General features: G+C 64.4%; 20 protein-coding genes. 14 read left to right on the top strand and 6 right to left on the bottom strand.

Annotated features, from left to right (window positions below):
• The first annotated feature begins 51 nt into the window (after positions 1-51).
• From ACIPHN_RS18730 to ACIPHN_RS18700, 7 genes are all read left to right on the top strand, one after another.
• Positions 52-693, top strand: a complete 642-nt coding sequence (locus ACIPHN_RS18730; RefSeq protein ID WP_400438476.1) for a MotA/TolQ/ExbB proton channel family protein — start codon at positions 52-54, stop codon at positions 691-693.
• A 15-nt stretch (positions 694-708) separates the two neighbouring features.
• Positions 709-1,959 (top strand): phospholipase D-like domain-containing protein, encoded by a 1,251-nt coding sequence (locus ACIPHN_RS18725; RefSeq protein WP_400438724.1) that lies wholly within the window; start codon positions 709-711, stop codon positions 1,957-1,959.
• 125 nt (positions 1,960-2,084) lie between these two features.
• Positions 2,085-2,549: an Lrp/AsnC family transcriptional regulator gene (locus tag ACIPHN_RS18720; protein ID WP_400438473.1), complete on the top strand. Its 465-nt coding sequence runs from the start codon at positions 2,085-2,087 to the stop codon at positions 2,547-2,549.
• Positions 2,550-2,698: 149 nt separating this feature from the next.
• Complete coding sequence (locus ACIPHN_RS18715; protein ID WP_400438470.1) at positions 2,699-3,766, top strand: saccharopine dehydrogenase family protein; 1,068 nt, start codon at positions 2,699-2,701, stop codon at positions 3,764-3,766.
• Positions 3,767-3,870: 104 nt separating this feature from the next.
• The gene (locus ACIPHN_RS18710; RefSeq protein WP_400438467.1) at positions 3,871-4,533 is read left to right on the top strand and encodes a transcriptional regulator; all 663 of its coding nucleotides are present in this window, start codon (positions 3,871-3,873) and stop codon (positions 4,531-4,533) included.
• Between the two features lie 66 nt (positions 4,534-4,599).
• On the top strand, positions 4,600-5,580 hold the full coding sequence (locus ACIPHN_RS18705; RefSeq protein ID WP_400438464.1) for a threo-3-hydroxy-L-aspartate ammonia-lyase: 981 nt from the start codon (positions 4,600-4,602) through the stop codon (positions 5,578-5,580).
• 78 nt (positions 5,581-5,658) lie between these two features.
• Complete coding sequence (locus ACIPHN_RS18700; protein WP_400438462.1) at positions 5,659-6,018, top strand: 5-carboxymethyl-2-hydroxymuconate Delta-isomerase; 360 nt, start codon at positions 5,659-5,661, stop codon at positions 6,016-6,018.
• A gap of 105 nt (positions 6,019-6,123) precedes the next feature.
• Here ACIPHN_RS18700 and ACIPHN_RS18695 read toward each other — a convergent pair whose 3' ends face one another.
• The gene (locus ACIPHN_RS18695) at positions 6,124-6,534 is read right to left on the bottom strand and encodes a VOC family protein (RefSeq protein ID WP_400438459.1); all 411 of its coding nucleotides are present in this window, start codon (positions 6,532-6,534) and stop codon (positions 6,124-6,126) included.
• 537 nt (positions 6,535-7,071) lie between these two features.
• On the opposite strand from ACIPHN_RS18695, the gene ACIPHN_RS18690 reads away from it, so the two are divergent.
• Positions 7,072-8,148: a GGDEF domain-containing protein gene (locus ACIPHN_RS18690; protein WP_400438456.1), complete on the top strand. Its 1,077-nt coding sequence runs from the start codon at positions 7,072-7,074 to the stop codon at positions 8,146-8,148.
• Between the two features lie 98 nt (positions 8,149-8,246).
• On the opposite strand, the gene ACIPHN_RS18685 is transcribed toward ACIPHN_RS18690, so the two are convergent.
• Positions 8,247-9,473, bottom strand: a complete 1,227-nt coding sequence (locus tag ACIPHN_RS18685; RefSeq protein WP_400438453.1) for an arabinose transporter — start codon at positions 9,471-9,473, stop codon at positions 8,247-8,249.
• A gap of 158 nt (positions 9,474-9,631) precedes the next feature.
• Between ACIPHN_RS18685 and ACIPHN_RS18680 the strand changes: the two genes are divergently transcribed.
• On the top strand, positions 9,632-10,264 hold the full coding sequence (locus tag ACIPHN_RS18680; protein WP_400438451.1) for a TetR family transcriptional regulator: 633 nt from the start codon (positions 9,632-9,634) through the stop codon (positions 10,262-10,264).
• A 5-nt stretch (positions 10,265-10,269) separates the two neighbouring features.
• Here the strand turns inward: ACIPHN_RS18680 and ACIPHN_RS18675 are convergent, their stop codons facing one another.
• Positions 10,270-11,283, bottom strand: coding sequence for a LacI family DNA-binding transcriptional regulator (locus ACIPHN_RS18675; protein WP_400438449.1), 1,014 nt, complete (start codon positions 11,281-11,283; stop codon positions 10,270-10,272).
• Between the two features lie 372 nt (positions 11,284-11,655).
• Here ACIPHN_RS18675 and ACIPHN_RS18670 point away from each other — a divergent pair, with 372 nt between their 5' ends.
• The 5 genes from ACIPHN_RS18670 (at position 11,656) to ACIPHN_RS18650 (ending at position 18,107) form a co-directional block, all read left to right on the top strand.
• The gene (locus tag ACIPHN_RS18670; RefSeq protein ID WP_400438447.1) at positions 11,656-12,804 is read left to right on the top strand and encodes an ABC transporter ATP-binding protein; all 1,149 of its coding nucleotides are present in this window, start codon (positions 11,656-11,658) and stop codon (positions 12,802-12,804) included.
• Positions 12,805-12,859: 55 nt separating this feature from the next.
• A complete protein-coding gene (locus ACIPHN_RS18665) occupies positions 12,860-14,824 on the top strand; it encodes a beta-galactosidase (RefSeq protein ID WP_400438444.1) in 1,965 nt (654 codons plus the stop codon).
• Between the two features lie 141 nt (positions 14,825-14,965).
• The gene (locus tag ACIPHN_RS18660) at positions 14,966-16,204 is read left to right on the top strand and encodes an ABC transporter substrate-binding protein (RefSeq protein ID WP_400438721.1); all 1,239 of its coding nucleotides are present in this window, start codon (positions 14,966-14,968) and stop codon (positions 16,202-16,204) included.
• Positions 16,205-16,296: 92 nt separating this feature from the next.
• Positions 16,297-17,238: a carbohydrate ABC transporter permease gene (locus tag ACIPHN_RS18655; protein WP_400438441.1), complete on the top strand. Its 942-nt coding sequence runs from the start codon at positions 16,297-16,299 to the stop codon at positions 17,236-17,238.
• 17 nt (positions 17,239-17,255) lie between these two features.
• Positions 17,256-18,107 carry a carbohydrate ABC transporter permease gene (locus ACIPHN_RS18650; RefSeq protein ID WP_400438438.1) on the top strand — a complete coding sequence of 284 codons (852 nt, stop codon included), beginning with the start codon at positions 17,256-17,258 and terminating at the stop codon, positions 18,105-18,107.
• Between the two features lie 123 nt (positions 18,108-18,230).
• Here ACIPHN_RS18650 and ACIPHN_RS18645 read toward each other — a convergent pair whose 3' ends face one another.
• The 3 genes from ACIPHN_RS18645 to ACIPHN_RS18635 all read right to left on the bottom strand — a co-directional run bounded on the left by ACIPHN_RS18645 (position 18,231) and on the right by ACIPHN_RS18635 (position 20,703).
• Positions 18,231-19,082, bottom strand: a complete 852-nt coding sequence (locus ACIPHN_RS18645) for an ABC transporter substrate-binding protein (protein ID WP_400438435.1) — start codon at positions 19,080-19,082, stop codon at positions 18,231-18,233.
• A 125-nt stretch (positions 19,083-19,207) separates the two neighbouring features.
• A complete protein-coding gene (locus ACIPHN_RS18640; RefSeq protein WP_400438432.1) occupies positions 19,208-19,936 on the bottom strand; it encodes an amino acid ABC transporter ATP-binding protein in 729 nt (242 codons plus the stop codon).
• Positions 19,933-20,703, bottom strand: coding sequence for an amino acid ABC transporter permease (locus ACIPHN_RS18635; protein ID WP_400438429.1), 771 nt, complete (start codon positions 20,701-20,703; stop codon positions 19,933-19,935). The genes ACIPHN_RS18640 and ACIPHN_RS18635 overlap by 4 nt, the downstream gene beginning before the upstream one ends.
• Position 20,704: the final 1 nt, after the last annotated feature.

The following is a 20,704-nucleotide window of genomic DNA, read 5'->3' as shown; positions in this document are numbered from 1 at the left end:
GGCGGCGCCAAAGGCAAGCGGTGCCGCCCCGTTACTGCAAGAGAGGCAAGCATGAACATGCAACTACTCCACGAACTGGCTTTCTACCTGATGTACGCCTGCGCCGCGCTGGCCATCTTCGTCATCGCCGAACGCGGTCTGTTCTTCGGCTACACGATGCGCCAGGCCACCGGTCTGGAAAAGGCCATGACCCACGCCGTGCAGCACGTGCAGGAACTGCCGGCCGAGCTGACCGCGCGTCCCAGCCTGCCGCTGGCGCTGGTGACCGACATCCTCTCCGAGAAGCACCACCTGCATTCGGAGAAGGACCTGGAAGACTTCAGCGAATCGGTCTACATCGCCAAGCGCGGCGAAGTCCAGCAACGCCTGTGGATCCTGGACACCATCGTCACGGCAGCGCCCCTGCTGGGTCTGCTGGGCACCATCCTGGGCATCATCGACACCTTCAAGGCACTGGCCGTCTCGGGTGTGTCCGATCCCGGCCAGGTGTCGCAAGGCATCGGTACGGCCCTGTATGCCACGGCGCTGGGCATCGGTATCGCCGTGATCGGCATGTTCTTCTTCAACCTGTTCCAGGAACGCATCGAACGCATCAACGATCATCTGAAAGTGTTGATGCTGCGCGCCTGCGTGGGTCGTGGCGGCCAGCCGCAATCCAGTCCGCAACCCCACAGCAAGCTGCACGTCGCCTGACTCATTTCCATACCCATCATGACCGCTCCCCGTCGCATGACCCTGCGCCTGGCCGCTGCCGTCGGCCTGACGCTCTCCCTGCATGGCACGGCCCATGCCGAATTCGCCATCCCCGGCTTCGAGCTGGTGCACACCGTCCCGCGTGAGACCACGCTGGCCACCCCCGACCTGCGCGATGCCGCCCTGGTCTGGAAGGAAATGTTCGACAGCGCCCGGCGCGAGATCGTCTTTGGCCAGTTCTATGTGGCCGGCCAGGATGGCGAGGCGCTCGACGACATCATGGCCCACCTGGACGCCGCCGGACGGCGCGGCGTGAAGATCCGCTTCCTGATGGAAAAGAAGGGCGAGTTCGCCTCGGTGCCAGCCACGATAGACAAGCTCAAACGCATTCCCAACCTGGAATTCCGCCAGATCGACTACGCCAGGATGACCGGCAACGGCATCATCCATGCCAAGTACTTCGTGGTCGATGGGCAGAGCGCCTTTGTGGGCAGCCAGAACTTCGACTGGCGCTCCTTCTCGCACATCCACGAGACCGGACTGAAGATCAGCGATGCCGCCATCGCCGCGCAGGTGCAGGCGATCTTCGAGATCGACTGGGCGGCACAGGCCGCCATCGCCGCTGGCCAGCCGCCGACCCTGACCAACCGGAGCATCGTGCCGGCCGATCCCAAGGCGGGCAACTACCTGGTGGCCAGTCCGAACGCCTTCAATCCGCCCGGGGTGGGTGATTCGCAGAGCGAGCTGGTGCGCCTGATCGGCCAGGCCCGGCAGGAAGTACGGGTGCAGTTGCTGGACTACGCGCCGCTGTCCTACGGGCCCAGCCATACCCGCCCGTACTACGCGGTGATCGACGACGCCCTGCGGGCGGCGGCCACGCGTGGCGTGAAGATCAAGCTGATGGTATCGAACTGGAACACCGAGCAACCGGCCATCCGCTACCTGCAGAGCCTGGCCCTGCTGCCCAACGTGGAGATCCGCATCGTCACGCTGCCGCAGGCTTCCAGTGGCTTCATCCCCTTTGCCCGGGTGATCCATACCAAGGCCATGAGCATCGACGGCGAAGTGGCCTGGATCGGCACCAGCAACTGGGCCGGCGGCTACCTGGACAACTCGCGCAATCTCGAAGTGGTCCTGCACGACGCGAAGATGGCACGGCGCGTGGCCGAGTTGCATGAGCAGACCTGGAGCTCTTCCTACGCGCAGCCCATCGATGTGCTGCGGGTCTATCCACGCCCGGCCAAGGGCAAGCCGGCCTCGGAATAAGACGAGACCCGGCCCGAAAAGCGGCGTCTCCTGCGGGCGCCGCTGATGTTTTCCGCTTCCTGGACTACACTGACGCAATGTAGCGACATTTCGTCATTGTGTAGCATCTACTGGGGAGAACGGACATGATCAGGCTGGACCAACTGGACGACATCGACCGCCAGCTCCTCTCCATCCTGCAGCTGAACGCCCGCGAGCCGGTGGCCGAGATCGCCCGCCGCCTGGGCGTGGCGCGTACCACGGTAATCGCCCGCATCGCCCGCCTGGAACAGGCCGGCGTCATCGGCGGCTATACCCTCAAGCTGGGACGCGACCTGGTCGATCCCAGCCTGCAGGCCTATGTCGGCATCACCGTGCAGCCCAAGGCCGGGCGCGACGTCATCCGCCGCTTCAGCCGTATTCCCGAAGTGCAGCAGCTGTGCGCCGTCAGCGGCGAGTTCGACTACGTGGCCTGGCTGCGCGTGGGGACGCCGGAACAGCTGGACAAGATCCTCGACCAGATCGGCGAGATGGAGGGCGTCATCAAGACCACCACCTCCGTGGTCCTGGCCCGCAAGATCGACCGGGGCGATGTGGCACGAACCGGCTGAACCTGCCGACGCTACATAGCGTCAGTGAAGCACTGCAGATCGTCGAAAAATCCCCTACTTTCTGACGATTTGCCAATTTATTCTGTCGTGCCTGCTCCCTAGAATGAAGCCATGGTCCGCCACGCGACCACGACTTCGGGAGAATCATCATGCGCACCGTCCTGCTCGGCGCCGGCCACATCGGCCAGACCATCGCCCGCCTGCTCTCCGAGAGCGGCGACTACAACGTCACCATCGCCGATCGCGACGCCCGGGCGCTCCAGGCTGCCGCATCGCTGCATGTGGAAAAGACACTGCTGGACTCCACCGACCCGGCCTCGCTGGCTGCGCTGCTGGAGCGCGCCGACATCGTCATCAATGCCCTGCCCTATCACATGGCGGTGACAGCAGCCACGGCCGCCTACCTGACCGGAACCCACTACTTCGATCTGACCGAAGACGTGCACGCCACCCAGGCCATCGCGGCCCTGGCGGCCGATGCGCGCGTTGCCTTCATGCCGCAATGCGGCCTGGCGCCGGGCTTCATCGGCATCGCCGCGCATCACCTGGCGGCCGGCTTCGACGAGGTACACGACATCAAGATGCGGGTGGGCGCGCTGCCGCAATTTCCCACCAATGAATTGAAGTACAACCTGACCTGGAGCGTGGATGGCCTCATCAACGAGTATTGCCATCCCTGCGAAGCGCTGCGCGATGGCGAACGGGTCAAGGTCGATGCGCTGGCCGACCTGGAGCACTTCTCCCTGGATGGCGTGGAGTACGAGGCCTTCAATACCTCCGGCGGCCTGGGCAGCCTGTGCGAGACGCTGGCCGGACGGGTCCGCAACCTGGACTACAAGTCGGTGCGCTATCCGGGCCACCAGGAGCGGATGAAGTTCCTGCTGGCCGACCTCGACCTGCGCCACGACCAGGAGTTGCTCAAGACCATCCTGCGCCGGAGCGTGCCCTCGACGATGCAGGATGTGGTGCTGGTCTTCGTCACCGTCAGCGGCTTGCGTGAAGGCAAGCTGATGCAGGAAGTATTTACCCGCAAGATCTTCGCCAACCACGAGGGCGGGCACGAGCAGAGCGCCATCCAGCGCACCACGGCCGCCGGCGTGTGCGCAGCGGTCGATCTGTTTCGCAGCGGCAAGCTGCCCCGCCACGGCTTCATCCGCCAGGAACAGATCGCCTTGCCGGATTTCCTGGCCAACCGCTTCGGCCAGGTATATGCCTGATCCGGCCCGGGCCGCCAGGTGAGCAGGTGGCCTGTGGATAAATCAGCACTTGCCAGGCAGTGAGGGGCGGGATTTTCTATACATAAAGTCTAAATTTAGATAATATGTATTTCATGAAATCCCGCCCCCGCCAGAAAAAAGTCACCCGTCCCGACCATGAACTGCTGCTGTCCCAGCTGCAACAGGTGGCCCAGGGGCTGGGCGATACCTTCGCGCCCTTCTGCGAGGTGGTCCTGCACGACCTGCGCGACGCCGACCATTCCATCGTCGCCCTGCACAACAACCTGTCCGGCCGCGCGGTGGGCGACGCCACCACCGAACTGGGACTAGCACGCATCGCCGACCACAGCTATCCGCAAGTGCTGTCCAACTACGCCAACACCCTGGCCGACGGTCGCCAGGCCAAGAGCACCTCGATCGGCATCAAGGATGCCGATGGCAAATACGTGGCGGCGCTGTGCATGAACATCGACCTGACCCTGTTCGGCGCGCTGCAAGGCATGCTGCGCCAGTTCGGCGGCATCGACGGCGCGGTGCGCGTGGCCGAGACGCTGGAGCCGGCCGGGGCCGACGCCCTGCGCAGCCGCATCGATGCCTTTGCCGCGCGCCTGTCGACCACCCCGCGCAGCCTGAAGGCCGATGACCGCCGTAGCCTGATGCGCGAACTGCGCCAGGCCGGCTGCATGGATGTACGACGCGCCGCCGAGATCGTGGCGGCGCATCTGGGCGTCTCGCGCGCCACTGTCTACAACGACGAGAAGCCCTGAGCCGGCTCGTCACCCGGTTCCCGATTTTCCATTGCCCTCCTCTTTGCCCATCCCCAAGGAAGCCCCATGATACCTCTCTCCTCCGCCACCGAATCCCCCACCTTCGCCGACGTCCTGCTGGCCGCCGAACGCATCAAGCCCTGGGCGCACCGCACCCCGGTGCTGCGCTCGCGCACGGCCGATGCCGAGGTCGGCGCGCAACTGTTCTTCAAGTGCGAGAACTTCCAGCGCATGGGTGCCTTCAAGTTCCGTGGCGCCATGAATGCGCTCTCGCAGTTCAACGAGACCCAGCGCAAGCATGGCGTGATCACCTTCTCCTCCGGCAACCACGCCCAGGGGACGGCGCTGGCGGCGCAGCTGCTGGGCATCCCGGCAGTGATCGTCATGCCGCTGGACGCCCCTGCTGCCAAGGTGGCGGCCACGCGCGGCTATGGCGCCGAGGTGGTGACCTATGATCGCTACACCGAAGACCGCGAGGAAATCGGTGCGCGCCTGGCCGCCGAACGCCAGATGACCCTGATCCCGCCCTACGATCACCCGCACGTGATGGCCGGCCAGGGCACGGCCACGCTGGAACTGCTGCAGGAAACCGGCCCGCTGGATGCCCTCTTCGTCTGCGTGGGCGGCGGCGGCCTGCTCTCGGGTGCGGCGCTGGCCGCACGCGCCCTGTCGCCCGCCTGCAAGGTCTATGGGGTGGAACCGGAAGCCGGCAATGACGGCCAGCAATCGCTGCGCAGCGGCGAGATCGTCAGCATCGCCACCCCCAAGACCATCGCCGACGGCGCGCAGACGCAACACCTGGGCCACTACACCTTCGATGTCATCCGCCGCAACGTGGACGACATCCACACCGTCAGCGACGCCGAACTGATCTCCTGCATGCGCTTCTTCGCCGAGCGCATGAAGATGGTGGTCGAGCCGACCGGCTGCCTGGGCCTGGCAGCGGCACGCAAGCTCAAGGACCAGCTGCAAGGCCAGCGCGTGGGTGTCATCATCAGCGGTGGCAACGTCGACCTGGGCAAGCTGGCGGGATTCCTCGCCGACTAATTGTTTCTACCGATTACGCCCTCGGGCGTTTTGGCTTACATTGCCCTTTTTCACTCAACAACAAGGACTGGAACCGCCATGCCTCATCTTGTTCTGGAATACAGCAGCAATCTCGCCCTGGAAGTGCAGCCCACCCTGCTCAGGCTGAACCAGGCCCTGGTGGCCAGCGGCCACTTCGAGGAGAACGCCATCAAGTCGCGCGCAGTGCGCCGGGAAGACTACCTGGTCGGTACCCAGCCGCAGGCACGTCGTGCCTTCCTGCACCTGCGCCTGGCCATCCTGACCGGCCGTACCCTGGAAGAAAAGAAGCAGGTCGCCGACATCCTCGGCGCAGCCGTGCAGAAGGAACAGCGCTGGCCCCAGGATACCCAGGTACAGGTAACGGTGGATGTGGTCGACATGCAGCGCGAGACCTACTTCAAGCTCAGCCTGCCATGAGTGGATGCGACTGCTAGCGCCGGCCAGACGGCCAGGCGCACGCATGCGAGCCGACCGGTGCTATCCCGGTCGGCTTTTTTTTCTGCGGATGAAAAAGAGGGAGGCTCAGGAAGCCAGGGCGACCTCGGGCAAGGCTTCGCGGAACTGCACCACATTGCCTTCCGGATCGAAGCCATCGCAGGCCCGGAAACCCGGACCATCCCAGGCTGCCGCTTCCGCTTTCATGCCACCGCCCAGCCGCTCGGTGCTCAGGCGCGCCTGCGCCAGCGAGCGCACCGGCAGGAACAGCTTGACCGGTACATTCTCACGCAACACCGGGGGCGTCGTGATCTCGACACCGGCGGACACGGCCGGGGGAACGGCATGGATCACCAACAGGAAATCCCCTGTCTCGATCACCACCTTCTCGGGATGGGCATGCTTGGGAACCACCGCCAGCACCTGCGCGTAGAACGCTGCAAGGCGGGCGACATCTTTGGCGAACAGGACTGCGCCTGCTTTGGGCTGGGTCGACATCTCTGCTTTCAAAAACGTTGAACGGATCACATACGGAACGGCAGAGTTTATTTTCCATGGCAGCGCTTGGCAAGCACTAATCGTCACCTGGCGGCGACAGCCTTTTGTCGCCATGCGGCGACGCCCATCGACCACCTGGTGCGGGGCTATGTAGGAAAGCGCTGACAGGCCAAACCGGCAGTCTCCGATATTAGTTTTCAGCGCATTTCGCTTATCCTCATGACGCCAGCAGGCGACGCTGCCAGCTCATCAATTGTCATCATATTCACTCAAGATCGGTCATTGTGATCTTAATGGCATTATTTGCTGGCAGAAGGCGATCTAAATTGTAAGAGGATGTTCCAAAGGTGTTTACTTAGGAACCCGATCTGCTAACTTGATGTCGCAGGGCAACAGGATGTGCGTGTGACGAAGAACAAGAACAATACCGGACATGTGCATCGAGATGCCACGCCGTCCTCCCTCAGCATTGCGCGGTACGCGTGATGCGGACGACACCTCATGACAACGACTCGACACTATCGAACAACACGCGCCATGACCATTCGAGACCTGCACACACCGTACAAGCCCGGATCCTCCTCACTGCGACGAGCGATGACCGGCTCGCGCGTCACGCTGGCCCCCGTCGACAGCTCGGCCGATGCCTGGCTGGAGCCGACCCTGGCCGACTTCATCTCGCTGGCCACCAGCCTGTGCGACATGCCCATGGGCATGATCAGCCAGCTGCACGCCGACATCGGCCTGCAGCATCCCAGCATCTCGGTGGTCAATGGCCACGGCGACCTGCGCAACCAGTGGTGGCGCTTCCCCGGCCAGAATGGCGTGGCGCGCACGGTGGTCGATTTTGCGCTGTGCCAGTACGCGGCAACGCACCCGCGCGAACTCACCGAACTGACCGACCTGCAAGCCCATCCGCGCTTTGCCGAAAGCGCGCTGGCCAATGGCAATCCGCGCGTGCGCTTCTATGCGGCGGTGTCGCTGGTGTCGTCCAATGGCGACGTGCTCGGCACCTTGTGCGTGATGGATACCCGGCCGCGCATGCTGACCGCGCCGCAGCGCGATGCCTTCCTCAAGCTCGGCCGCCAGCTCGAAGCGCAGCTGGACAGTCGCCGCGCCATGCAGAAGCTGGAGCAGCAGACGCTCACCGATGCCTTGACCGGCATCGGCAACCGCCGCAGCTTCGACCTGCGCCTGCGCGAGGAATGGACGCGCCATCTGCGCAATGCGCAACCGCTGTCGCTGCTGATGGTGGACGTGGACTATTTCAAGCAATACAACGACACCTACGGCCACCCGGCCGGCGATGCGCTGCTGTCGCGACTGGCCGGGGTGCTGCGCTCGCCGCTGCGCGCCAGCGACTTCCTGGCGCGGTATGGTGGCGACGAGTTCGCACTGATCCTGCCCAATAGCGACGAGCTTGGCGCCCACCACGTGGCCGAGCGCATCAAGCAGGCCGTGGCGCGGGCGAAGTGGCCGCATACCGACATCGAGATCAGCCTGGGCGCGGCCACTGTCACGCCATCGGCGATGTGCGATTTCAGTGCCTTGCTGCAGGCCGCCGACCAGGCCATGTACCAGCGCAAGCACGGGCGTAACCCCGGACATGCCTGAGCCTCTGGAGCTATCGGCCTGCTGGTGACACACTGGACGAACCCGAAAAAGCGCCGCTGTCATCCTCGATGACGGCGGCGCTTGCATTCAGGGCAGGTTCATCGGCCTGGCTCACCTGGCGCGGCACTGCGCATGAGCTGCAAGGCCACCACCATGGCCAGGCCGACCGCGACCGTGCCGAGCAGATAGACCGCCGCTACCCCACGGGCGCTGGCCAGCGCACCGGCCAGGGGACTGGTAATGCCCAGCGAGAGATCGAGGAAGGCGACATACGCGCCCATGGCCAGACCGCGGGTCTGGGGCGGTGCGCGGCGCATCGCCTCCACGCCGAAGCCGGGGAAGGCCAGCGAATAGCCGAAGCCGGTCAGCGCAGCGCCAAGGTAGGCGATGGCCGCCGTATCGGCCTGCCAGATCAGCAGCTGGCCCAGCGCTTCGATGACCACGCACACCAGCGCCACGCGCGCACCGCCCAGCTGGTCGGGCAGGTGGGCAAACAAGAGCCGGGCGACGATGAAGGCCACACCGAAGGCCGAAAAGGCCAGCGCGGAATCACCCCAGGACCTGGCCGCAAACAGCAGCGCAATGAAGGCCGTGATGACGCCAAAGCCGACACTGGCCAGCGCCAGTCCCATGCCCGGCACCCACACCGCCCCCAGCACCTGGTAGAAGGGCGTGCGACGACTGGCACTGGGTGGCAGCGGTCGCAGACCGGCCACCACCAGCAGGGCCAGCAGCGGCAGCAACAGGCTCACCGTCGCAATGCCGGCAAATCCATAGGCGCGGCTGATTGCCACGCCCACCGGTGCGCCTGCGCCGAAGGCCGCATAGATGGCAATGCCCAGCCAGGCCATCACCTTGCCGCCATGCTGTGGACCGACCAGGCCGATGCCCCAGCTCATGGTGCCGGTGACGATCAGGCTTTCACCCAGTGCCAGCAACAGGCGTCCGACCAGCAGCACGCCCACCGAGGCGCCAGGATGATCCAGCAGCCTCAGGGAAGCCAGGTACACCAGCCCCGACAAGGAGGCGGCGATGAAGCCGGCGACCACTGCACGCTTGGCGCCGCGCAGGTCGGCGAAGTTGCCTGCCCAGGCGCGCGTGAGCAGGGCGGCGGCAAACTGGGCGCCTACCACCGTGCCGATCACGGTGGCATCCATGCCCAGGGCATCGTGCAGATGCAGGGGCAGTACCGGCAACTGCAAGCCGATGGTGAGGAAGGCGACGAAGACGGCCAGCGTCAATGGCGCCAGCTTGAGGAAGACAGTAACGCCGGGACTGGCCAGCGGCGTTACGGGAGAGGGCTTGTCAGCCGGTTGCGTGCTCATGGGAATCCTGTGGAAAAAATGCGGAAACGGGAGATCGATGGATGCCATGGCACCGATCCGGTTAGAATGCGACGAATTCGTCACATCGCGTCGAACGGCAGTATGCGACGAATCCGTCAGGTTTCCTATTCGCGTTCCTTATGGCCAATTCCATCCCCATGTCCAAAGCCCGCCGCCCCCAGATTTCCCTGCGCAAGCAGCCACAGCAGGCCCGCTCCACCGAGCTGGTCAGTGCCATCCTCGAAGCCGCTGTTCAGGTTTTGACCAAAGAGGGCGCGCAGCGCTTCACCACGGCCCGCGTGGCTGAGCGGGCCGGTGTATCGGTCGGGTCGGTGTACCAGTATTTCCCCAACAAGGCGGCCATCCTGTTCCGCCTGCAGGCCGACGAGTGGCAACAGACCACCGCGATGGTGCGCCGCCTGCTCGCCGACGACAGCAAGCCACCGCTGACGCGGCTGCGCGAACTGGTACACGCCTTCATCCGCAGCGAGTTCGAGGAAGCCCAGGTGAGGCTGGCACTCAATGACGCCGCGCCGCTTTATCGCGACGGGGTCGAGGCCCAGGAAATGGACCATGCCTGGGATGACATCATCGCCAGGTTCATGCGCGAGGCCTTGCCAAAAGTCGCGCCCGGTCGGCGCAAGCTGGCCGGTGAGCTGGTGCTGACCAGCCTGGCCACGGTGGGTGAGCATCTCTCGCGCACCGAGCGCACGCCACGCGCCATCACGGCCTATGGCAACGCCATGGCCGACATGTTCTGCGCCTACTTCGCCAGCCTGCAGGCCGGCTGACCTGCCTACCGGCGTGGCGCCGCCGTGGAGGCACGCTCCACCAGCTGCGGCGTGGCGGTGACGCGCATCACCGGCGAAGCGCTGCGGCGCTCGATCAGCGCCAGCAGCAGTTCGATGGACATGCGGGCCGCCTCATCGGTGGGCACCGCCACCGTAGTCAGGGCTGGTCGTGAAAACCTTGCCCACTGGATATCGGTGATGCCGATGACCGAGATATCGCCCGGCACATTCAAGCCCAGGTCGGCGATGGCATTCATCGCCCCCAGCGCCGGCAAGTCGTTGCTGGCGAAGATGGCGGTCAGTTGCGGATGCTCGCGCAGCAGCTCCATGGTGGCCTGGTAGCCGGCTTCCACGGTATCGCGGATGTAGCGGGTGCGCTGCAATGGGTGCTTGTGGCCAGCGTCGGCACAGGCCCCGGCAAATCCACGGTAGCGCTCGGCGTGGATGCCGCTCTTCTTGCTGCCGACCAGCGCGCCGAACTGGCGATGTCCCAGCGCCAGCAGGTGGCGCCCGGCAATCGCGCCGGCCTGGTGGAAGTCCACCGCGATGCAGGGCAGCTCGGGTGGGGCATCGGGCTTCTCCCACATGCACAACACCACCGGTGCGCCACGCTGCTCGGTCTTCTTCAGCTCATCCATGGGCAGGTTGGCATTCATGATCAGCATGCCGTCGGACAGCGTGCCGGCGATCTGGTCCAGGTAGGCGCGGCCAGTATCGGGATCGTCGTTGGTATTGCAGACAATCAGGAAGCGCCCATGCGCCCGCGCGGCGCGCTCGGCCGCCAGCGCGAACTCGGGATAGAAGGGGTTGGCGATGCTGGAGACCACCAGCGCCAGCGTCGGCGCCCGCCCCTCGGCCAATGCGCGGGCCGTCAGGTGCGGACGGTAGCCCAGTTGCGCCACGGCATCGAGCACGCGCTGGCGCGTCTGCTCGCCGACCTTGCCGCGCTGGCGCAGGACGTTCGATACGGTGGCCGAGGTGACACCGGCCAGACGGGCGACTTCGGATAGGGTAGTCATGGAGGCATGGAGTTGGAAGCCCTCGCATTCAATCCTCTAATGCAGGGCTTGTCAACGCACCGGCAGCGCGTAGCCACAGGGCGCTCGTGCCGCGCCGACGCCTGTGGACGCGGCTTCCCTGACAAAATGCTGGCACCTTCCCGTTACAGGATTCTTGTTGCGCGCCCTATCCAAGATGGGTATGATCAATCCACAAATTTTGCCGCCCCGATGTGGCAACACGATCAGAACAACGACGTGGAGACAACCCCGATTGCACTCAGGAACACCCAGGCGATCTTTTTTTTGGGTCGATTGATTAAGCGCTTAACCTTACGCCAGCCCTGCCTTAGCGGCTGCCTGATGTGTGATTCTTCTTGTTAGGAATACGTGATGGCCAGCATTACCTTGCGTGCAGCACAAAAAGCCTACGGCGATGCCCCGCCGGTGATCCGCGACGTCGACCTCGCCATCGGCGAGCATGAATTCTGCGTCTTCCTCGGCCCTTCCGGATGCGGCAAGTCCACGCTGCTGCGGGTGATCGCAGGACTGGAAGACCTCAGCAGCGGCGACCTCTACATTGGCGACAAGCGCGTCAATGACATCCCCTCGGCGCAGCGTTCGGTAGCCATGGTGTTCCAGAGCTATGCGCTGTTCCCGCACATGACGGTGTACGAGAACATGAGCTTCGGCCTGACGCTGGCCAAGCTGCCCAAGGCCGAGATCGAACAGAAGGTGCGCGAGGCCGCACGCATCCTGCAGCTGGAAGAGCTGCTGCAGCGCAAGCCCAAGGAATTGTCGGGCGGCCAGCGCCAGCGCGTGGCCATCGGCCGTGCCATCGTGCGCCGTCCCGGTGTGTTCCTCTTCGACGAACCGCTCTCCAATCTCGATGCCACCCTGCGCAGCCAGACCCGCGTGGAAATTGCCCGCCTGCACCGCCAGTTCGAACAGGCCAGCGTGGTCTATGTCACCCATGACCAGGTCGAGGCCATGACCCTGGCCGACCGCATCGTGCTGTTGCACGCCGGTGCCGATACCCAACGCTTCGGCAGCATCGCCCAGGTCGGCACGCCCATGGAGCTCTACCATCATCCGCGCAATCGCTTCGTGGCCGGCTTCATCGGTTCGCCACGGATGAACTTCATGCCCGCGCAGGTGGTGAGCCTCCATGACAACGGCATCCTGGTACGCCTGCCCGCCACCGGTGAAACCCTGCTGGTGGCCGCGCAGGGCAATGGTGTGTTGCCCGGCCAGGAGCTGACACTGGGCGTGCGCCCCGAGCACATGGAGATCGGCCAGCAAGGCAGCCACGCCATCACCCGCGAAGTGGTGCTGGTGGAACGCCTGGGCGAGCAGACCTATGTCCATCTCGATGAGCCCGCCGGCCAGCCGCTGGTGGCCAAGGCGCCGGGGGATGCCCGCATCGCCCGGGGCGAACGCTTGCGCGTAGCCATTGCACCGGCCTGCGCCTACCTGTTCGATCGCGACGGCGTGGCGCTGACGCGCACGCAAGTCCACGGCGCACTGGCGGTGGCGGCCTGAACGCCGCAACCACTCCCCCCTCTTCCACGCATCACCAGACAAAGGAATCAACATCATGTCGTTACGATTGGGCGTTTGCTATTACCCCGAACACTGGCCCGAGACCATGTGGGACAGCGACGCCCAGCGCATGAAGGCGCTGGGCATCAAGCAGGTCCGCATCGGCGAATTCGCCTGGAGCCGCATCGAACCCTCGCCCGGCGACCTGCGCTGGGACTGGCTGGACCGCTCCATCGAGGTGCTGGCCCGCCATGGCCTGGAGGTGGTGATGTGTACGCCCACCGCCACCCCGCCCAAGTGGCTCATCGACCGTCATGACGACGTGCTGGCCATCGATGCCAACGGCCGCGCGCGTGCCTTCGGCTCGCGCCGCCACTACGATTTCTCTTCCGACTCCTACTTCGAGGAATCGCAACGCATCGTGCGCCTGCTGGGCGAGCGCTATGGCAAGCATCCCGCCGTCACCTCCTGGCAACTGGATAACGAATACGGCTGCCACCAGACCGTGGTCAGCTATTCGCCCTCGGCACTGCGTCGCTTCCGCCTGTGGCTGCGCCAGCGCTATGGCAGCATCGACGCCCTCAATAGCGCCTGGGGCACGGTGTTCTGGAGCATGGAATACCGCAGCTTCGAGGAGATCGACGCACCGGTGGGTACCGTCACCGAAGCCCATCCCTCGCATCGCCTGGACTATCGCCGCTTTGCCTCCGACGAGGTGGCGCGCTACAACCGCATGCAGGTCGAGATCCTGCGGCCCCTGTCGCCGGGCCGTCTGATGGTGCACAACTTCATGCAGATGTTCCTGGACTTCGACCACTACCCGGTGGCGGCCGACCTCGACGTGGCCAGCTGGGACAGCTATCCGCTGGGCGCACTCGAAGTGATGTGGTTCGACCAGGAGACCAAGGCGCGCTGGCTGCGCACCGGTCATCCCGACTTCGCCACCTTCAACCACGACCTGTATCGCGGCATGTCGGCCCAGCCCTTCTGGGTCATGGAGCAACAGCCGGGGCCGGTGAACTGGGCGCAATGGAACCCGCATCCGCTGCCGGGCATGGTGCGCCTGTGGAGCTGGGAAGCCTTTGCCCACGGCGCCGGTTGCGTCTCCTACTTCCGCTGGCGCCAGTGCCCGTTCGCCCAGGAGCAGATGCATGCCGGCCTGAACCGCCCCGACAACCGCCTCGACGTGGGCGGCAGCGAAGCCGAACGCGTGGCCCGCGAGATCATCGCCGTCGAACAAGCCAATGGCGCACTGGCCCAGCCGCGCGGCAAGGTGGCCCTGCTGTTCGACTACGATGCCAAGTGGCTGCTGGACATCCATTTCCAGGGCATCGATTTCGAATACCAGCGCTTCGCCTTCTCCTACTACTCGACCCTGCGTGGCCTGGGCCTGGACGTGGACATCCTGCCCCTGCACGCCAACCTGGAGGGCTACGCCATGATCGTGGTGCCGCCTCTGCCCATCGTGCCGGACGACCTGCCCGGTCGCATCGCCAGGAGCGGCGCGCAAACGATCTTCGGCCCGCGCAGCGGCTCCAAGACGGCGTCCCTGCAGATCCCCGCGACACTGCCGCCCGGCCCCCTGCAGCAATTGCTGCCCATGCGCGTATGGCGGGTGGAATCGATGCGCCCCAACATCAGCGAGCCGGTCTCGCTGGGTGGCCATGGCCGCCACTGGCGCGACCTCATCGAAAGCGATGGTCCCGGCCTGCAGACCGTGGCCAGCTTCGCCGACGGCCATCCGGCCATCGTGCGCAAGGAGCGCGTACACTTCCTGGCCAGTATCTTTGATGCGGCCCTGACGACCACTTACTTCGAACAGGTCGCCCGCGAAGCCGGCCTGGCGCCGCAACGCCTGCCGGACGGCCTGCGCCTGCAGCAGCGCGGCGGCCTGCAGTTCGCCTTCAACTATGGCGATGCACCGGTCACGCTGCCGCAGTCGGAAGGCGCGCAGTTCCTGGTCGGACAAGCCAGCCTGGAAGCGCAGGGCGTGGCCATCTACCGGATCGCGCAGCACTAGAAAAAAGCAACAAGCCGGCCTCACTCTGGAAGACTGCACGGCGGCTGACGCCGCCGCTGCACAAGCAGGCAATAGAACCTGCCAGGAACACCAATGACCAAGCTGTTTTGAACCCAACATTCGGAGACAACAATGAACAAGATGATTCGCATGGGTGTGATCGCCGGCTGCCTGGCCGCCACGGCCGCCTGGAGCACCCTGGCCAGCGCCGGCACCCTGGCTGTCAACATCGCCTACAAGGGCGCCGTGCAACGCGCCGTCTGGCAATCCACGCTGGATGAATTCAAGAAGGCCAATCCCGACGTCGACATCAAGGTCTCCTTCGTCGAGGAAGAAGCCTACAAGGTACAGCTGCCCGGCTGGCTCTCGACCCAGGCCCCGGACATCATCAACTGGCACAACGGCGAGCGCATGGCCTTCTATGCCAGCCGTGGCCTGCTGGAAGACCTGAGCGACGACTGGAAGAAGAACAACTGGGACAGCACCTACGCCTCCACCAAGGAAGCCTCGTCCTGGCAGGGCAAGCAATACTCGACCCCGACCGTCTATTACTCGTGGGGCATGTTCTATCGCAAGGACCTGTTCAAGAAGGCCGGCATCGCCGCCGAGCCCAAGAGCTGGGATGAGTTCATGGAGGCTTGCAAGAAGTTGAAGGCCGCCGGTATCGCCCCGGTCGCCGTCGGTGGACGCGACGCCTGGACCCTGGCCGGCTGGTTCGACTACCTGGACCTGCGCATCAATGGCAATGCCTTCCACCAGCAGTTGATGGCCGGCGACATCGCCTACACCGATGCCCGCGTCAAGAAGGTCTATACCGCCTGGAAGAGCCTGATCGACAACAAGGTCTTCATCGACAACGCCCTCTCCTATGACCTCGACGGCGCCCAGCCCTTCCTGTTCCAGGGCAAGGCCGCCATGATGCTCATGGGCACCTTCATCGCCAAGGGCTTCCCGGCCAAGCTGGCGCCGGAGATGGGTTACTTCCAGTTCCCCATCATCGATGCCGCCGTGCCGACCGCCGAGGAAGGTCCGACCGAATCCATCCACATCCCCGCCAAGGCACGCAACAAGGCCGAGGCCCATCGCTTCATCGCCTTCGTGGGAACGCCCGCCATCAGCGCCAAGCTGGCCGAGGGCCTGGGTTCGCTGCCGGCCAACAGCCAGTCGCCAGCCCCGACCGATCCGATCTCGCGCACCGGTTTCGAGATCCTCTCCAATGCCAAGGGCGGCATCGCGCAGTTCTATGACCGCGACATGACCAAGGAGATGGCCGACGAAGGCATGAAGGGCATGCAGAAGTTCATCAGCGATCCGAGCAAGATCGACGACGTGCTCAACGACCTGGAACAGAGCCGCAAGCGCATCTACAAGAAGTCGTGATCCCTGCCCGCCCATCCTGCCCCGGGCGGGGTGGGCGGCATGCCTGAACACCGCTGGCGTCTCGACGCGGTGAGATACAAGGAGTACCCGTCATGCTCTCTCCCAGTTCCACGATGCAGCCATCCACCGAGACCGTCGAAAGTCCGCCTGCCAGCACGACGGCTGCCCGCCAGACCGGCGGCCGCAGCGCCGCGCGCCGCAACCGCGCCGCCTTCTGGTTCCTGGCACCGGCCTGCCTGATGACGCTGGTCTATGTGCTGTACCCCATCCTCTACACGATCTATCTCAGCTTCTTCAGCTGGGATGGCATGACCACGCCCCAGTTCGTGGGCCTGGCCAACTATGTCGAGCTGTTCCATGCGCCGACCTTCTACACGGCCTTGAAGAACAACCTTGCCTGGCTGCTGATGTTCCTGCTGGCGCCACCCATGGGCCTGGCCATCGCCCTGTACCTGAACCAGAAAGTACGCGGCATGCGCGTGATGAAGTCGCTCTTCTTCGCCCCCTTCGTGCTCTCGGGGGTGGTGGTGGGGCTGATGTTCAGCTGGTTCTATGACCCCAGCTTCGGCCTGCTCACGCTGCTGCTGGGGCATGGCATCCCGGTGCTGGGCGATGCCCGCTACGCCACCTTCGGCATCATCTTCGCGGCACTCTGGCCGCAGACCGCGTATTGCATGATCCTCTTCCTCACCGGCCTGACCGCACTGAACAACGACCAGGTGGAAGCCGCGCGCATGGAAGGCGCCCGCGGCTGGAGCATGCTGCGCTACGTGATCCTGCCGCAGTTGCGCTCGACCACCTTCATGGCCTTCGTGGTCAGCATCATCGGCGCGCTGCGCAGCTTCGACCTGATCTCGGTGATGACCAGCGGCGGCCCCTATGAAAGCTCGACCGTGCTGGCCTACTACGCCTACGACCAGGCCATCAAGTATTACCGCCAGGGATACTCGGCAGCGGTGGCGGTGACGCTGTTTGCCATCATGCTGGTGTATATCATTTATCAATTGCGCCGCATGCTGCGCGCCGAACGCTGAGAAGAAAAGGGATCGCCATGTTTCCGATGCCGATAGAAAAATGGACGCCAACCCAGCGCCTGCTGTATCGCCTCTCCCTGCCGGTGGCGCTGGGGATCTGGCTGCTGCCGATGCTGGCCGCGCTGGTGACCTCGATACGGTCCAACGACGAACTGATGGCCGGCAACTACTGGGGCTGGCCGCAGGACTTCGCCATGCTGGAGAACTACCGCGAAGCGCTGACCGCCTCGCCCATGCTGCATTACTTCTGGAACAGCTGCCTCATCACCGTCCCCTCAGTGATGGGCGCCATCGCCCTGGCGGCCATGGCCGGCTTTGCGCTGTCGACCTACCAGTTCCGTGGCAATACGGTGCTCTTCGCCACCTTCGTGGCCTGCAACTTCGTGCCGCAACAGATCCTGATGATCCCGGTGCGCGACCTGTCGCTGTCGCTGGGCCTGTTCAACACCATCACCGGGATGATGCTGTTCCACATCGCCATGCAGACCGGCTTCTGCACCCTGTTCCTGCGCAACTTCATCAAGCAGCTCCCCTTCGAGATGATCGAGGCGGCACGCATCGAAGGTGCCAGCGAGTGGACGGTGTTCTACCGCATCGTGCTGCCGCTGATCCGCCCGGCGCTCGCCGCGCTGGCGGTGCTGGTCTTCACCTTCGTCTGGAACGACTACTTCTGGGCGCTGGTGCTGACCCAGGGCGATGACGTGGCCCCCATCACGGTGGGCGTGGCCGCCCTGCGCGGCCAGTGGACCACCGCCTGGAACCTGGTCTCGGCCGGCTCGATCCTGGCCGCGCTGCCCTCGGTGATCCTGTTCTTCGTGATGCAGAAACAGTTCGTGGCCGGGCTGACCTTCGGCGCCAGCAAGGGCTGAACCCGTCACCCACGAAAAAAGGGGATCGATGCTGCCATCGATCCCCAGGGAGAGCCACCACACAGAGGCAGCGTACTACTCAGGTCAAACAACAAACTACACAGAGAGAGACAACATCGGTGCTCAAGGCATGGGCTGGAACTTCAGTTCGCTCAGGGGCGCGATCTTGTCGCTGCGGGTGATGCCGTAGCGGGTGTCGGGACCGAGCCAGCGGTTCCAGATCTTGTCGAATTCGCCGCTGGCGTCCATCGCCATCAAGCCCTTGTTGACGGCGGCGGCAAAGGCCGGCTCACCCTTGCGCATGCCCGCGCCGATCGGCTCCAGCGCCATCGGTTCGCGCAGGATGGCCAGCTCGCCCGGCGTTCCCTTGGTCTCCTGCGAGTACTGGATGGCCGTCATCAGGTTGGTGACGAAACCGCTCACCTTGTTCTGCTGCAGGGCCAGGTAGGCCGAACCGGAATCCTGGAAGGTCACCGCCGCGCCATTCTTGACCGACATGTAGATCGACTGCTCCGAGGTCGATCCCTTGGCCGCGCTAATGCGCTTGCCTTCGAAATCGGCCAGGGTCTTGGCGGCATCAGCTTTCTTGACCAGCAACACCTCCTTGGTGCTGTAGTAGGCGTTGCTGAATTCGATCTGCTCGCCACGCGTCTTGGTATAAGCCAGGTTGGCGATGACCAGGTCGACCCGGCCCATCTTCACTTCCGAGATACGCGCTTCCACCGACAGCGGCTTCAGGGTCGGCTTGAGGCCCATTTCCTTGGCCAGGGCATTGCACAGGTCCACGTCCATGCCCACCAGCGCACGCGTCTTGGGATCGGGATAGGAGAACGGCACCACATCGGCATAGACGCCGCAGACGAGTTCCTTGCGCGCCATCACGTCCTGCAGCTGGTCGGCGTGCGCCTGCGCGATGAGGCCAAGGCCAAGCGGGCCGCTGAACAGGAAGGCACAGGCGATGCGTTTGAATTTCATGGGTAAGACTCCTCGGTTTTTTCTTGGAACGGTCTTGATGAATGCCCCGGCCCGGCCAGGGCTGCAGATGCGAATTCGCTTGATCAGGTCGAATCCCCAGATTTCTTGGTGTGCAAAAAATGACCTCAGTGCGAACGCAGGTCCGACAGGAAGCGCTGCGCACGCGGATGTTCGGGACGAGAGAAGAATTGCGCCGGCGCGGCTTTCTCCAGGATGGTGCCGGCATCCATGAACCAGACCTGGTCGGCCACCTCGCGGGCAAAGCCCATCTCATGGGTCACGCACATCATGGTCATGCCCTCGCGCGCCAGGCTCTTCATGACGTTGAGCACTTCGCCCACCATCTCGGGGTCGAGCGCCGACGTCGGTTCATCGAACAGCATGGCCGGCGGATCCATGGCCAGGGCGCGGGCAATCGCCACGCGCTGCTGCTGGCCGCCCGAAAGCTGGCCGGGATAGGCATCGGCCTTGGACGACAGACCCACCCGCTCCAGCAGGCCCATGGCCTTCTCGCGCGCGGCGGCGCGCTTGAGGCCATTGACGCGGGTGGGCGAGAGGATGATGTTTTCCATCACCGACAGGTGCGGGAACAGGTTGAACTGCTGGAACACGAAGCCGACGCGGGTGCGGAACTTGTTGAGATCCAGGCCCGAGGCATTGACGTCCTGGCCGTCGAAGGCGATCTGGCCCTGCTGGATGTCTTCCAGGCGGTTCACGGTGCGGATCAGGGTGGACTTGCCGGAACCCGACGGGCCGCACACCACCACCACCTCGCCGCGCTTGACCTGGGCACTGACATTGACCAGGGCGTGATAGTTGCCGTACCACTTGTTGACATCGCTGAAGATGATCATGAGTTTTCCTTGCTTGCCGCCGTTGCCGGCAGGGTGACGAAAGGCAGGCCGCCGGTGGCGTTGCCGCTGTTCTTGCGGGCCCGGCCGGCACGCTTGCGGGTGATGCGCCGCTCGATGTAGTCGGCCAGCTCGGTGAAGGAGAAGCACAGCACGAAGTAGATCAGCGCCAGCAGCGAGAACACCGCCAGTGGCTGGGTGAGCAGCTGGTTGTTGACCTGGTTGGCGGCGAAGGTGAGCTCGGGCACGTTGATCACATAGCCCAGCGAGGTTTCCTTGATGGTGGAGACGAACTGGCTGATCATGCTGGGCATCATGTTGTAGAGCGCCTGCGGCAGGATCACGAAACGCAGCGTGCGGAAGTAGCCCAGGCCCAGCGCCCGCGAGGCTTCCAGCTGGCCCTTGGGCAGCGCCTCGATGCCGGCGCGGATCACTTCGCACAGGTAGGCGCTCTGGTAGATCACCAGCGTACAGAGCATGGTGGTGAAGCCGGTGATGGTGCGGCCGATCAGCAGCGGCAGGAAGAAATACACCCAGAAGATCACCATGATCAGCGGGATGCCACGGATGGTATAGACCAGCATCGTGGCCGGCACGCGGAACATCGCCATCGGGCTGATGCGCGCCAGCGCCAGCAGGATGCTCACCGGGAAGGCCAGGCCCAGCCCCAGCAGCGACAGGATCAGCGTGATCGCCAGGCCGCCCAGCGCGCCGTGGGGGTATTGCCCCATCAGCAGCAGCTCCCAATAGTTATGCAGGATATCGAACATG

The organism is Herbaspirillum sp. NPDC087042, assembly GCF_044745245.1.
GTDB lineage: Bacteria > Pseudomonadota > Gammaproteobacteria > Burkholderiales > Burkholderiaceae_D > Herbaspirillum.
The sequence above is the reverse complement of the archived record's forward strand: the minus strand, read 5'-3'. Positions and strand labels throughout refer to the sequence as shown.